This window comes from Streptococcus sp. 4886 (genome assembly GCF_013276485.1).
Taxonomy (GTDB): domain Bacteria; phylum Bacillota; class Bacilli; order Lactobacillales; family Streptococcaceae; genus Streptococcus.
Map to the genome: position 1 here is coordinate 1 of NZ_VMLD01000026.1, position 13,305 is coordinate 13,305.

General features: G+C 41.2%; 11 protein-coding genes, 10 tRNA genes and 1 pseudogene. 20 read left to right on the plus strand and 2 right to left on the minus strand.

The window, feature by feature from the left end:
- Positions 1 to 26: 26 nt before the first annotated feature.
- The 18 genes from HT679_RS10015 (at position 27) to pcp (ending at position 9,122) form a co-directional block, all read left to right on the plus strand.
- Positions 27 to 97, plus strand: a tRNA-Gly gene (locus HT679_RS10015).
- 34 nt (positions 98 to 131) lie between these two features.
- Positions 132 to 205, plus strand: a tRNA-Ile gene (locus HT679_RS10020).
- Between the two features lie 82 nt (positions 206 to 287).
- Positions 288 to 377: transfer RNA gene (locus HT679_RS10025), tRNA-Ser, on the plus strand.
- A gap of 10 nt (positions 378 to 387) precedes the next feature.
- Positions 388 to 461, plus strand: a tRNA-Met gene (locus HT679_RS10030).
- 3 nt (positions 462 to 464) lie between these two features.
- Positions 465 to 537: transfer RNA gene (locus HT679_RS10035), tRNA-Phe, on the plus strand.
- Positions 538 to 549: 12 nt separating this feature from the next.
- A tRNA-Tyr gene (locus HT679_RS10040) sits at positions 550 to 630 on the plus strand.
- 4 nt (positions 631 to 634) lie between these two features.
- A tRNA-Trp gene (locus HT679_RS10045) sits at positions 635 to 705 on the plus strand.
- A 14-nt stretch (positions 706 to 719) separates the two neighbouring features.
- Positions 720 to 792 (plus strand) — tRNA-His (locus tag HT679_RS10050).
- 13 nt (positions 793 to 805) lie between these two features.
- Positions 806 to 877 (plus strand) — tRNA-Gln (locus HT679_RS10055).
- Positions 878 to 886: 9 nt separating this feature from the next.
- Positions 887 to 970 (plus strand) — tRNA-Leu (locus HT679_RS10060).
- A 106-nt stretch (positions 971 to 1,076) separates the two neighbouring features.
- Entirely contained in the window at positions 1,077 to 2,354 is a 1,278-nt protein-coding gene (locus tag HT679_RS10065; protein WP_173214441.1) for a glutamate-cysteine ligase family protein, read from the plus strand.
- 75 nt (positions 2,355 to 2,429) lie between these two features.
- A complete protein-coding gene (gene thrC, locus HT679_RS10070) occupies positions 2,430 to 3,914 on the plus strand; it encodes a threonine synthase (RefSeq protein ID WP_173214443.1) in 1,485 nt (494 codons plus the stop codon).
- A gap of 60 nt (positions 3,915 to 3,974) precedes the next feature.
- Entirely contained in the window at positions 3,975 to 5,255 is a 1,281-nt protein-coding gene (locus HT679_RS10075; protein WP_173214445.1) for an MATE family efflux transporter, read from the plus strand.
- A gap of 3 nt (positions 5,256 to 5,258) precedes the next feature.
- The gene (locus HT679_RS10080) at positions 5,259 to 5,879 is read left to right on the plus strand and encodes an HAD family hydrolase (RefSeq protein ID WP_173214447.1); all 621 of its coding nucleotides are present in this window, start codon (positions 5,259 to 5,261) and stop codon (positions 5,877 to 5,879) included.
- 165 nt (positions 5,880 to 6,044) lie between these two features.
- Positions 6,045 to 7,247, plus strand: a complete 1,203-nt coding sequence (locus HT679_RS10085; RefSeq protein WP_173214449.1) for a LysM domain-containing protein — start codon at positions 6,045 to 6,047, stop codon at positions 7,245 to 7,247.
- Positions 7,248 to 7,566: 319 nt separating this feature from the next.
- Positions 7,567 to 7,992 carry a MarR family winged helix-turn-helix transcriptional regulator gene (locus tag HT679_RS10090; protein WP_172581574.1) on the plus strand — a complete coding sequence of 142 codons (426 nt, stop codon included), beginning with the start codon at positions 7,567 to 7,569 and terminating at the stop codon, positions 7,990 to 7,992.
- Positions 7,993 to 8,002: 10 nt separating this feature from the next.
- Complete coding sequence (locus tag HT679_RS10095) at positions 8,003 to 8,365, plus strand: DUF1304 domain-containing protein (protein ID WP_120164286.1); 363 nt, start codon at positions 8,003 to 8,005, stop codon at positions 8,363 to 8,365.
- Positions 8,366 to 8,477: 112 nt separating this feature from the next.
- Positions 8,478 to 9,122 (plus strand): pyroglutamyl-peptidase I, encoded by a 645-nt coding sequence (gene pcp / locus HT679_RS10100; RefSeq protein WP_120164285.1) that lies wholly within the window; start codon positions 8,478 to 8,480, stop codon positions 9,120 to 9,122.
- Between the two features lie 25 nt (positions 9,123 to 9,147).
- Here pcp and HT679_RS10105 read toward each other — a convergent pair.
- A pseudogene (locus tag HT679_RS10105) lies at positions 9,148 to 9,246 on the minus strand (beta-carotene 15,15'-monooxygenase); the annotation flags it as partial.
- On the minus strand, positions 9,236 to 10,114 hold the full coding sequence (locus HT679_RS10110) for a DUF975 family protein (protein ID WP_001108846.1): 879 nt from the start codon (positions 10,112 to 10,114) through the stop codon (positions 9,236 to 9,238). The pseudogene HT679_RS10105 and the gene HT679_RS10110, both read right to left, overlap by 11 nt.
- 116 nt (positions 10,115 to 10,230) lie before the next feature.
- Here HT679_RS10110 and tgt point away from each other — a divergent pair, with 116 nt between their 5' ends.
- Together tgt and HT679_RS10120 are read left to right on the plus strand one after the other, a co-directional pair.
- The gene (gene tgt, locus HT679_RS10115; protein WP_120164284.1) at positions 10,231 to 11,373 is read left to right on the plus strand and encodes a tRNA guanosine(34) transglycosylase Tgt; all 1,143 of its coding nucleotides are present in this window, start codon (positions 10,231 to 10,233) and stop codon (positions 11,371 to 11,373) included.
- A 100-nt stretch (positions 11,374 to 11,473) separates the two neighbouring features.
- The gene (locus HT679_RS10120; protein WP_120164283.1) at positions 11,474 to 13,291 is read left to right on the plus strand and encodes an acyltransferase family protein; all 1,818 of its coding nucleotides are present in this window, start codon (positions 11,474 to 11,476) and stop codon (positions 13,289 to 13,291) included.
- Positions 13,292 to 13,305: the final 14 nt, after the last annotated feature.

The window sequence follows — 13,305 nt, forward strand, 5'->3', positions numbered from 1 at the left end:
GTTCGATCCCGTTAACTCCCATTTTAGCGGGTGTAGTTTAGTGGTAAAACTACAGCCTTCCAAGCTGTTGTCGCGAGTTCGATTCTCGTCACCCGCTTTGAACTTTGTTCTTTGTACCAAGTTTTTGACTTGGGCGCGTAGCTCAGGTGGTTAGAGCGCACGCCTGATAAGCGTGAGGTCGGTGGTTCGAGTCCACTCGTGCCCATAGTGTTTAGTCCATTACTAGAGAATTGTAATATTATCTGTTCGCTAAGAGGACACGGGTTTATTCCCGTATAAACTATTTTGGAGGATTACCCAAGTCCGGCTGAAGGGAACGGTCTTGAAAACCGTCAGGCGTGTAAAAGCGTGCGTGGGTTCGAATCCCACATCCTCCTTTTGTATTAGCGCGGGATGGAGCAGCTCGGTAGCTCGTCGGGCTCATAACCCGAAGGTCGTAGGTTCAAATCCTGCTCCCGCAATAAGGCTCGGTAGCTCAGTTGGTAGAGCAATGGATTGAAGCTCCATGTGTCGGCGGTTCGATTCCGTCTCGCGCCATTTATATATTTTGGAAGGGTAGCGAAGAGGCTAAACGCGGCGGACTGTAAATCCGCTCCTTCGGGTTCGGGGGTTCGAATCCCTCCCCTTCCATTTTACGGGCATAGTTTAAAGGTAGAACTAAGGTCTCCAAAACCTTCAGTGTGGGTTCAATTCCTACTGCCCGTGTTAATAGAATTATGGCGGGTGTGGTGAAGTGGTTAACACACCAGATTGTGGCTCTGGCATGCGTGGGTTCGATCCCCATCACTCGCCTATTTTATATTATTGGGGTATAGCCAAGCGGTAAGGCAAGGGACTTTGACTCCCTCATGCGTTGGTTCGAATCCAGCTACCCCAGTTACTATTTGCCGGCGTGGCGGAATTGGCAGACGCGCTGGACTCAAAATCCAGTGTCCGCAAGGACGTGCCGGTTCGACCCCGGCCGCCGGTATAGTATAGCATTAAGGAACGTTGTAAATCTTCGTTCCTTTTTATATTATTTTTGGTATAATAATAGTTATTCAAAATTTATTTAGATTATGAAAGTGTAGGGAAGTATGTCTCGTTCTATCGATTTATTAAAACATCGATATTTGAAAAATATTAAAGAAAATCCTGAATTGTTTGTCGGGATTGAGCTGGAATATCCTGTTGTAAACTTGGAAGGAGCTGCTACAGATGTTGAAGTTACCAAGCACTTATTCCGATATTTAGTTTCTTCTTTTGATTTTACTATCGAAAAGGTAGATGATTTTGGGAATCCTATCCAGTTAGTAGATCCAGTAAGTCAGGATGCTATTTTATTTGAAGTTTCCTATACTACGATTGAGTTTGCATTTGGCAAGGCTGAAACGATTCAAGAGATCGAAAATCGTTTCAACAATTATATGGATGTAATTCAGAAAAAGTTAGCTGAATCAAACCATGCTATTGTTGGCTGTGGTATTCATCCCAACTGGGATAAAAATGAGAATTGTCCAGTGGCTTCCCCACGTTATCAGATGTTGATGGACTATTTGAATTTGAGTAGAAATGTTACTAAATCAAACTTACATCATTTCCCTGAATATGGTTCTTTTATCTGTGGGAGTCAGGTTCAGCTGGATATTTCAAAGTCTAACTACTTACGAGTGATTAATGCTTTTACCCAAATTGAAGCAGTTAAGGCTTATTTATTTGCTAATTCTGAGTTTACAGGTGCGGATTGGGATACAAAAATCTCAAGAGATATTTTCTGGGAAGAATCGATGCATGGTATATATCCAGAGAATGTTGGTGTCAATGCTAGCCTCTTTAAAGATGAGGATGATTTTTTTGATTATCTAGATCATTCTGCAATTTTTACTGCGGAACGTGATGGACAAACCTATTATTTTTATCCGATTCAGGCTAGGGACTATTTAGCTACACCTGAAATCCAAGCATTTGATCTTAATGGGGAAGAGGTTCTTATTTACCCTCAAGAGAAAGACTTTGAAACTCATCGTAGTTACCAGTACCAAGACTTAACGACTCGAGGAACAGTTGAGTTTCGTAGTGTGTGTACTCAGCCTCTTGATAGAACTTTTGCTTCTGCAGCTTTTCACTTGGGATTATTAGTTAATTTAGAGAAACTTGAATCTTACTTAGAAACAGCACCTTTCTTTAAAGAATTTGGGCGAAATTATAAGTTTTTAAGACGACAATTTTCTAAGAAGAAGCTTACAGATCAGGAAGAGACTGCGATTATTGAAATTTCCAAAGACTTACTTCTGTTAGCTGAGGAAGGTCTGAAGATGAGAAATAAACAAGAAATGATTTATTTAGAGCCTTTGAAGAAAGAATTGGGACTATAATTTCTTTTATAAAGGGAGAATTTTCTGAAAAATCATGATATAATGGAAGAGACTATAGATAAAGGATAGAGAGTAATGACATTAGTTTATCAATCAACGCGTGATGCCAATAATACAGTAACTGCTAGCCAAGCTATTTTGCAAGGTTTGGCGACGGACGGCGGTTTGTTTACACCGCTTACTTATCCAAAGATAGATTTGGACTTTGACAAATTGAAAGATGCTTCTTACCAGGAAGTTGCTAAGATAGTTTTGTCAGCATTTTTAGATGACTTTACAGCTGAGGAGTTGGACTACTGTATCAACAATGCCTACGATAGCAAGTTTGATACTCCAGCTATCGCGCCTTTGGTGAAATTAGACGGCCAATACAACTTGGAACTGTTCCATGGTTCAACGATTGCCTTTAAGGATATGGCCTTGTCTATTTTGCCATACTTTATGACGACTGCTGCTAAGAAACATGGTTTGGAGAACAAGATTGTTATCTTGACAGCGACATCTGGTGATACTGGAAAAGCTGCTATGGCGGGATTTGCGGATGTACCTGGTACTGAGATTATCGTCTTTTATCCAAAGGATGGTGTCAGTAAGGTACAAGAGTTGCAAATGACCACTCAGACTGGCGACAATACTCATGTTATTGCTATTGATGGTAACTTTGACGATGCGCAAACAAATGTGAAGCACATGTTTAACGACGTGGCTCTTCGTGAAAGATTAGCGGCCAACAAGTTGCAATTTTCATCTGCTAACTCTATGAACATTGGTCGTTTGGTGCCACAGATTGTCTACTATGTGTATGCTTACGCTCAGTTGGTCAAGACTGGTGAGATTGTGGCTGGTGATAAGGTCAATTTCACAGTACCAACAGGAAACTTTGGAAATATTTTGGCTGCCTTTTATGCCAAACAAATCGGTCTCCCAGTTGGTAAATTGATCTGTGCTTCAAATGACAACAATGTTTTGACAGACTTCTTTAAAACTCGTGTCTATGATAAGAAACGTGAGTTTAAAGTAACAACTAGTCCATCTATGGATATTTTGGTATCTTCAAACTTGGAGCGTTTGATTTTCCATCTTTTGGGAAATGACGCTGAAAAGACAGCTGAACTCATGAATGCTTTGAATAGCCAAGGTCAATATGAGTTGACAGACTTTGATACAGAGATTCTTAACCTCTTTGCAGCTGAATATGCGACTGAGGAAGAAACAGCGGCAGAAATCAAGCGTATTTATGAGTCAGATTCTTATATCGAGGATCCTCATACAGCGGTTGCTTCGGCAGTTTATAAGAAATACCAAGCGGCTACTGGCGATGTGACTAAGACAGTGATTGCTTCAACAGCGAGTCCATACAAGTTCCCAGTAGTTGCAGTAGAAGCGGTAACAGGAAAAGCAGGCTTGACTGACTTTGAAGCCTTGGCTCAATTACATGAAATCTCAGGAGTGGCTGTGCCACCTGCAGTTGATGGGCTTGAGATAGCTCCTGTTCGTCATAAGACAACAGTGGCAGCTGCTGATATGCAAGTAGCGGTTGAGGCTTATTTAGGACTTTAAGACAGAGGAAGTAAACTCGGTTGGGAAACCAACTGAGTTTCTTTTCATCAGGAGGAAGGATTGTTTAAGAAAAATAAAGACATTCTTAATATTGCCTTGCCGGCTATGGGCGAAAACTTTTTGCAAATGCTCATGGGGATGGTGGATAGTTATTTGGTTGCTCATTTAGGATTGATTGCCATTTCGGGTGTATCAGTAGCTGGCAATATTATCACGATTTATCAGGCTATTTTCATTGCTCTGGGAGCGGCTATTTCTAGTGTTATTTCAAAAAGTTTGGGGCAGAAGGATCAGTCTAAGTTAGCCTATCATGTGACTGAGGCCTTGAAGATTACCTTATTATTAAGTTTCCTTTTAGGAGCTTTGTCCCTCTTCGCTGGTCAAGAGATGATAGGACTTTTGGGGACGGAGAGGGATGTAGCTGAGAGTGGTGGACTCTACCTATCCTTGGTAGGCGGATCGATTGTTCTCTTAGGTTTAATGACTAGTTTTGGTGCCTTGATTCGTGCAACGCATAATCCACGTTTGCCTCTCTATGTGAGTCTTTTATCCAATGCCTTGAATATTCTTTTTTCAAGTATAGCTATTTTTGTTCTGGATATGGGGATAGCTGGTGTTGCTTGGGGGACAATTCTGTCTCGTTTGGTAGGTCTTGTGATTTTATGGTCGAAATTAAAGTTGCATTTTGAGAAACCGACTTTTGGTTTAGATAAGGAACTATTGACCTTGGCTTTACCAGCAGCTGGAGAGCGGCTTATGATGCGGGCTGGTGATGTCGTTATCATTGCCTTGGTCGTTTCTTTTGGGACAGAGGCCGTGGCTGGAAATGCAATCGGAGAAGTCTTGACCCAGTTTAACTACATGCCTGCCTTTGGCGTTGCTACGGCAACGGTCATGCTGGTAGCTCGAGCAGTTGGAGAGGATAATTGGGAAAGAGTCACTAGTTTGAGCAAACAAACCTTTTGGCTTTCTCTGATTCTCATGTTGCCTTTGACGCTTAGTGTCTATGCCTTAGGAATACCACTGACTCATCTCTATACGACTGATCCTCTAGCGGTGGAGGCTAGTGTTCTAGTGACACTTTTTTCACTACTTGGAACTCCTATGACGATAGGAACAGTCATCTATACAGCAGTCTGGCAGGGTTTGGGTAATGCTCGGCTTCCCTTTTATGCGACAAGTATAGGAATGTGGTGTATCCGCATTGGAACAGGATATCTGATGGGGATTGTGCTTGGTTGGGGCTTGCCCGGTATTTGGGCAGGAACCCTTTTGGATAATGGTTTTCGTTGGTTATTTCTACGTTACCGTTACCAGCGTTATATGAGCTTGAAAGGATAGAAAATGCAAAAAACAGCTTTTATTTGGGATTTAGACGGGACTTTATTGGACTCTTACGAAGCTATTTTATTAGGGATTGAGGAAACTTTTGCTCAGTTTTCTATTCCTTATGATAAGGAGAAGGTGAGAGAGTTTATTCTCAAGTATTCGGTGCAGGATTTGCTTGTGCAGGTAGCAGAAGAGCGAAAGCTAGATGTGGAAGTGCTAAATCAGGTGCGTGCCCAGAGTCTGGCTGAAAAAAATTCCCAGGTAGTTTTGATGCCAGGTGCGCGTGATGTGCTAGCTTGGGCAGAGGAATCAAGAATTCAGCAGTTTGTTTACACTCATAAGGGAGACAATGCTCTTACCATTCTAAGAGACTTGGCTTTGGAATCTTATTTTACAGAGATTATAACCAGTCAGAGTGGCTTTGCGCGCAAGCCTAATCCAGAAGCGGCTAACTATCTGATAGACAAGTATCAGTTGAATCCTGATAATACTTATTATATAGGGGATCGGACTCTGGATGTGGAATTCGCCCAGAATAGTGGGATTCGAAGTATCAACTTTTTAGAGTCAACTTATGAAGGCAATCATAGGATTCAAGGGTTAGCAGATATTACTTATATTTTTGAGAGCAAGTAACGAGAAGATTGTGTCAGTTTTGTGACAGAGACCTAACAAACTATTTCAAGTAACTGAGTTTGTTACAAGGAATAGACAGTTCTATTAAATAGGCCCGAGAGGGCTTTTTTTCTGCTCTTTTTGTGTTATCATAGACAGGTACTCATTTGAAAGGAATTTGAAAGAATGAAGAAAAGAATATTATTAGCCTCAACAGTAGCCTTGTCATTTGCCCCAGTATTGGCAACCCAAGCAGAAGAAGTTCTTTGGACTGCACGTAGTGTAGAGCAAATCCAAAACGATTTGACTAAAACGGACAACAAAACAAGTTATACCGTTCAGTATGGTGATACTTTGAGCACCATTGCAGAAGCCTTGGGTGTAGATGTCACAGTTCTTGCGAATTTGAATAAAATAACTAATATGGATCTGATTTTCCCAGAAACTGTTTTGACAACAACTGTCAATGAAGCAGAAGAGGTAACGGAAGTTGAAATCCAAACTCCTCAAGCAGACTCTAGTGAAGAAGTGACAACTGCGACAGCAGATTTGACAACCAATCAAGTGACCGTTGATGATCAAACTGTTCAAGTTGCAGATCTTTCTCAACCAATTTCAGAAGCTCCCAAAGCAGTAGAAACTACAAGTACAAAAGAAGTAGCAACAAGTTCAGAAGTTACAGAGACAGTGACTGCTGCAGAAGAAGTGACAACATCTACAGAGACTTCTGTATCAGAGGAGCAAACAGCCGAAACAAGCAGTGCAGTTGCAGAAGCAGTTTCTCAGGCAACGATTCCAACTGAGAAGCACGAAACACAAGCAAACACTCAAGCTGAATCAGCAGTGGAAGCAACTACAACGCCAGTAGAAGAAAAAGCAATCGAAACAACTGCAACAAGTTTAGAAGTAAAAGAAGTAGCATCATCAAGTGAAGCTACAGCAACAGTTTCTACTTATCAACCAGAAGAGACGAAGATAGTTTCAACAACTTATGTGGCTCCAGCTGCGACCGATTATGCTGGACTGGCAGTAGCGAAATCTGAAAATGCTGGCCTCCAACCACAAACAGCTGCCTTTAAAGGAGAAATTGCCAACTTGTTTGGTATCACATCTTTTAGTGGTTACCGTCCAGGAGACAGTGGAGATCACGGAAAAGGTTTGGCTATCGACTTTATGGTACAAGAAAGCTCAGAACTAGGGGATAAGATTGCGGAGTACGCTATTCAAAACATGGCCAGCCGTGGAATTAGTTACATTATTTGGAAACAACGTTTCTATGCTCCATTCGATAGCAAATATGGACCAGCTAACACTTGGAACCCAATGCCAGACCGTGGTAGCGTGACAGAAAACCACTATGACCACGTTCACGTTTCAATGAATGGATAAATCAGACTTTGTAATATCATTTTGGCGAATGAGATCTAGCTTTCGTGATAGGAAGTAAGTCTCGTTCGTTTTTTTCTTTGTCAGACTCTTCGAAAATCTCTTCAAACCACGTCAGTTTTATCTGCAACCTCAAAGCTGTGCTTTGAGCAACCTACGGATAGCTTCCTAGTTTGCTCTTTGATTTTCATTGAGTATCAATATGAATGGAAAATGGAAGTTACCATTTTGTAATGATTGAAGCAACATTCTTGCAATCTATTTTACTTTGTACTATACTTGATTAATCAACTATTGATGAATCAATAGAAAAGAGAAAGAAATGATAGAGATTCAAGATTTACTGTATCAACTCCGCTTGTCTGAGCAAGCGAGTACGCAATTATTTGAAAAAAGACTTGGGATTAGTTTGACACGGTATCAGATTTTACTGTTTTTACTGGAGAATTCTCCCTGTAATCAAATGGCGGTTCAGGAGCGTTTGAAGATTGATCAGGCTGCTTTGACCCGACATTTCAAAATTCTGGAAAAGGAAGGTTTGGTGGAGCGTCATCGCAATCCTGAAAATCAGCGGGAAGTGTTGGTAGAGACTATGAAATATGCGAAGGAGCAGTTAGTAGTGAATCCCCCTCTGCAACATATCAAGGTTAAAGAAGCGATGGAAAGTATCTTAACAGAGTCTGAAAAAACAGAACTCAGCCGTTTACTAAATAAATTGGTTTTGGGTATTGAAAATATAGAAATTTAAGGAGAAATAGATGTCAATTATGACAATCATTTTAGCAACGATTGTTGCTTTGGAGCATTTTTACATTTTTTATTTGGAAAGTATTGCAACGCAATCAGAAGCGACTAGTCGTGTCTTTAACATGGACAAGGAAGAACTGGCTCGTCCGTCGGTAAGTTCACTGTTTAAAAATCAAGGGATTTATAACGGTCTGCTAGGAGTCTTTCTCCTGTATGGGATTTATTTCTCGCAGAATTTAGAAATTGTGACTATTTTTGTCCTGTTTGTGATAGGTGCTGCGGCTTATGGCTCTCTCACAGCGGATAAGAAAATTATTTTGAAGCAAGGTGGGCCAGCTATTTTAGCCTTGATTAGTATTTTTCTCTTTAAATAAGTTCAAAGGTCAATCTTAGTCTCTCTAGTCCTTTTCACTCCAGAATAAGAGAAATATGTTATACTTGTTTTTAAGAAAAAAGTCTCATTGAATTAGTTTTGAGGAGTTAGAAATGAAAGTATTAGTGACAGGTTTTGAGCCCTTTGGAGGGGAAAAGGTCAATCCAGCTTTGGAGGCTGTTAAAGGTTTACCAGCTGAAATCCATGGTGCTGAGGTTCGTTGGCTAGAAGTGCCGACAGTCTTTCACAAATCGGCCCATGTATTGGAAGAAGAGATGAACCGTTATCAACCTGACTTTGTCCTTTGTATCGGCCAAGCAGGTGGAAGAACCAGCTTGACACCTGAACGAGTGGCCATTAACCAAGACGATGCACGCATTCCTGATAATGAAGGAAATCAACCGATTGACCTTCCTATTCGCCCAGATGGTGCTTCGGCCTACTTTAGTAGTTTGCCGATTAAAGCGATGGTTCAAGCTATAAAAAAAGAGGGATTGCCGGCCTCTGTTTCCAATACGGCAGGTACTTTTGTCTGCAATCATTTGATGTATCAGGTCCTCTATTTGGTAGAAAAGAAATTTCCACATGTTAAGGCGGGTTTTATGCATATTCCTTATATGATGGAACAGGTGGTGAATCGACCGACTACCCCAGCTATGAGTTTAGTGGATATTAGGCGAGGGATAGAAGCGGCAATCGGCGCCATTATCGAACATGGAGATCAGGACCTCAAGTTGGTAGGCGGAGAAACTCATTGATAGAAAAAAGCTTGAGGGAAAACCTTCAAGCTTTTGGACGTTTTCGAGCCAATACTGCTCGGTAAAAAATCATTTTATTGATTTGAATGTAGGGTAGGAGTGAGAAACTAGCCCTACCAGGGGTAGTTTAGTTGGTATTTTTTACTAAGTGCTGCTCTAAGTACTGCTCTATAAAAGCTGATTTTAGTACATTGGATATAAGGTAGGAGTAAAAAACTAGCAATGCCAAAGGTAATCCAATTGAGGAAGTACCAAGGAAGAAGCTGTAAATCTAGGACAAAGTGCTGGAACTTGTAGCCCTTCATAAAGGAACGGCTAGTTTTTAGGATTCGTCTTGGTGAGGCCTGTCCTAGGTCTAGACTATAACAGAGAAGAAATTCCACCTGTGAATAGGCATAATACTGTGGAATATAGAGGATATTTCCTACAATGATCAAGATGAGACTTGCAAGAAAGTAGAGTCCAAAGACCATGAGGAAACGCTCGGTTTCAACTGATGAGAGATCTAGATTTGGAAACTCAGGATGTAGGGTGACGAATTTTTTGGCTAAAAAGCTACTATAAAAGAGGAAGTAAATCCCAAGTAAATTAGGGATACTCCATAAAAAGAGATAGAAACGTTTGAGAAGTAGGGTCAAAAAGGTTTGAGAAAAGCGCTCCTCATCAAAGAGAGCTAGGCTGTTTTTTACAGATGGCTCCGTTTTAGAATCTTTCATGAGTGTCAGTGTTGCATAGACGGAACTGGTCAAAAGAATAGTCCCGATAAAGGAGACTAGTAGAGGAAAAAGGTAGGCTTGAAGTATTTGACCAAGTATGCTGAAAAATGGCTGTTCTAAAACAGTCCCGTGGATCCGAGATAAGGGATTAAGAAAACCAGATAAGATGACCAGCATACTGGGAAGGATATAGAGGAGAAAGAGACGGGGGGTGTCAGCCTGAAAATGTTTTGACTCCTGACGAATTGTTTTTAAATCAATTTTTGGATAGTTCATTCTCTTATTATACCATAGTTCGTGACAGTTCCAGCTTTTTTTGATAAAATCATACAGTATGCCCTTGGGCACAAAGTATGAACTGGGACTGTTTTTCCCAGCTTCGGAGGTAAAAAATGTCAGATTCACCAATCAAATACCGTTTGATTAAGAAAGAAAAACACACAGGAGCTCGTCTGGGAGAAATCATCACTCCCCATGGTACCTTTCCGACACCTATGTTTATGCCAGTTGGGACACAAGCCACTGTCAAAACTCAGTCGCCTGAAGAATTGAAGGAGATGGGTTCGGGAATTATCCTGTCAAACACTTATCATCTCTGGCTTCGCCCTGGAGATGAACTCATTGCTCGCGCAGGTGGTCTCCACAAGTTCATGAATTGGAACCAGCCTATCTTGACAGATAGTGGTGGTTTTCAGGTTTATTCCTTAGCAGATAGCCGTAATATCACAGAAGAAGGTGTAACCTTTAAAAACCATCTCAATGGTTCTAAGATGTTCCTATCGCCAGAAAAAGCCATCTCTATTCAGAATAATTTGGGTTCAGACATCATGATGTCCTTTGACGAATGTCCTCAGTTTTATCAGCCTTATGACTACGTTAAGAAATCAATCGAGCGTACCAGTCGTTGGGCTGAGCGTGGTTTGAAGGCTCATCGTCGTCCGCATGACCAAGGATTGTTTGGGATTGTGCAGGGGGCAGGATTTGAAGATCTTCGCCGCCAATCGGCTCATGACCTTGTCAGCATGGATTTTCCAGGCTACTCTATCGGTGGTTTGGCAGTGGGAGAAACCCATGAAGAGATGAATGCAGTCTTGGACTTTACAACTCAATTGCTACCTGAAAATAAACCTCGCTATTTGATGGGGGTCGGAGCACCAGATAGCTTGATTGATGGTGTGATTCGTGGGGTGGATATGTTTGACTGCGTCCTGCCGACTCGTATTGCTCGTAACGGAACTTGTATGACCAGTCAGGGGCGTTTGGTTGTCAAGAATGCCCAGTTTGCTGAGGACTTTACGCCACTGGATCCTGAGTGTGATTGCTACACATGTAAGAACTATACACGCGCCTACCTTCGTCACCTGCTCAAGGCCGATGAAACCTTTGGTATCCGCTTGACTAGCTACCACAATCTTTACTTCTTACTCAACCTGATGAAGCAAGTGCGACAAGCCATCATGGCTGACAATCTCTTGGAATTTCGTGAGTATTTTGTGGAAAAATATGGCTATAATAAGTCAGGACGCAATTTCTAAAATGGAATTGATATAAGCTAAAAATCCTAAGTTTTCTCTTAGGATTTTTCTTCTTTTTTTGATAGAATAAAGTGTACAATGAAAGGAAGAATAAACTCGTATGCGCATTAAATGGTTTTCCTTGATTAGGATTATAGGTTTACTTTTGGTACTCTTGTATCACTTCTTTCAGACCATCTTTCCTGGAGGTTTTTTCGGGGTAGATGTCTTTTTCACGTTTTCAGGCTTCCTGATTACGGCTCTACTCATCGAAGAATTTTCTAAGAATCACGAGATTGACTTGATTGGATTTTTTAGGAGACGCTTTTATCGGATTGTTCCACCTGTGGTTTTGATGGTCTTGGTAACCATGCCCTTTACTTTCTTAGTTCGACAAGATTATGTAGCTGGAATTGGGGGTCAGATTGCAGGTGTCTTAGGCTTTATGACCAACTTCTATGAACTTCTAACAGGTGGGAGTTATGAATCTCAGTTCATTCCTCATTTGTTTGTTCATAATTGGAGCTTGGCCGTTGAGGTTCACTACTATATTCTTTGGGGATTGGCAGTTTGGTTCTTATCTAAACAGGCTAAATCAAATGGTCAGTTGAAGGGGATGGTTTTTCTTTTATCTGCCACTGCCTTCTTGATCAGCTTCTTCTCCATGTTTATTGGTAGTTTTCTAGTAACCTCTTATTCCTCTGTTTACTTCTCCAGTTTAACTCATGTCTATCCATTCTTTTTGGGAAGTATCCTAGCAACTATTGTAGGCGTTCGTCAGACGACTTCCCTCGTCAAGCAGTTGGATAAAATCTGGGATTTACGAAAGACCCTGTTGATTTTTGCAGGAGGTTTTGCCTTCTTACTCATTTTGACCTTCTTTGTCAAATTTACCTATCTCTTTGCCTATCTTATTGGCTTCTTGCTTGCCAGCCTTGCAGCTCTTGCTATGATTCTGGCGGCGCGTGTCTTACATGAAAAGACTCCTAACGTGCAGGAGCCAAAGATGATCAGCTTTTTAGCGGATACTAGCTATGCGGTTTATCTTTTCCATTGGCCTTTCTATATCATTTTTTCACAGTTGACATCAAATCTTCTTGCTGTATTACTGACTTTGATTTTTTCTTATGGCTTTGCTAGCCTATCATTCTATGTATTGGAGCCGTGGATTGCAGGCAAGAACACACCTATTATACAAACTCTTCGTCCCCTGCCTTATATTCACGCAATTCTTGCAACAAGTACAGGAATCTTGGCCTTCATTGTCTTCTTAGTAACTCTGTTGGCACCACAAGTGGGAGCGTTTGAGACAGATTTAACTGTCAATGGCTTGAAGCAAGCTGCAACAAATATTGCCCAAACAAAAGTGATGGCAGAACGAGCAGAAGCTGATAGTTTGGGGATTGCTGATGGTACTATGTTAATTGGTGACTCAGTGGCTTTAAGGGCAAATACAGCTTTGCAGACAGCCCTTCCAGGAGCACAGATAAATGCTCAGGTCAGCAGAACAACCAAGAATGCCAATGAAATCATGCTAAACAATAGCCAGAATAAATTTTTACCTAAGATGGTGGTCATTGCGACTGGGGTAAATAATCCTGAAAATTACAAGGAAGACTGGGACAGTATCGTGAAAAATCTTCCTAAGGGCCATCATATGGTTTTGGTGACTCCTTATGAGGGAGATAAGACAAAAGAGACCTATGCCATCGTTGAGAAGGCGGCTGCCTATATGAGAGAATTGGCAGAGAAGACACCTTACATTACGATAGCAGATTGGAATCAAGTTGCGAAAGAGCATCCAGAAATCTGGGCAGGAACAGACCAAGTCCATTTCGGAAGTGACACTAGCACTATTGAAGTAGGAGCAAAATTGTATGCAGATACCATTGCTACAGCCTTGCAAACAGCTCAAGACAAACCAGTCAAATCAAAATAACCTGTATTACAGAG

What these genes read in the sequence shown, in the direction of transcription:
- HT679_RS10065 (WP_173214441.1), top strand. Translation starts at nt 1,077, where the DNA reads ATGTCTCGTTCTATCGATTTATTAAAACATCGATATTTGAAAAATATT.
- thrC (WP_173214443.1), top strand. Translation starts at nt 2,430, where the DNA reads ATGACATTAGTTTATCAATCAACGCGTGATGCCAATAATACAGTAACT.
- HT679_RS10080 (WP_173214447.1), top strand. Translation starts at nt 5,259, where the DNA reads ATGCAAAAAACAGCTTTTATTTGGGATTTAGACGGGACTTTATTGGAC.
- HT679_RS10085 (WP_173214449.1), top strand. Translation starts at nt 6,045, where the DNA reads ATGAAGAAAAGAATATTATTAGCCTCAACAGTAGCCTTGTCATTTGCC.
- HT679_RS10090 (WP_172581574.1), top strand. Translation starts at nt 7,567, where the DNA reads ATGATAGAGATTCAAGATTTACTGTATCAACTCCGCTTGTCTGAGCAA.
- HT679_RS10095 (WP_120164286.1), top strand. Translation starts at nt 8,003, where the DNA reads ATGTCAATTATGACAATCATTTTAGCAACGATTGTTGCTTTGGAGCAT.
- pcp (WP_120164285.1), top strand. Translation starts at nt 8,478, where the DNA reads ATGAAAGTATTAGTGACAGGTTTTGAGCCCTTTGGAGGGGAAAAGGTC.
- HT679_RS10110 (WP_001108846.1), bottom strand. Translation starts at nt 10,114, where the DNA reads ATGAACTATCCAAAAATTGATTTAAAAACAATTCGTCAGGAGTCAAAA.
- tgt (WP_120164284.1), top strand. Translation starts at nt 10,231, where the DNA reads ATGTCAGATTCACCAATCAAATACCGTTTGATTAAGAAAGAAAAACAC.
- HT679_RS10120 (WP_120164283.1), top strand. Translation starts at nt 11,474, where the DNA reads ATGCGCATTAAATGGTTTTCCTTGATTAGGATTATAGGTTTACTTTTG.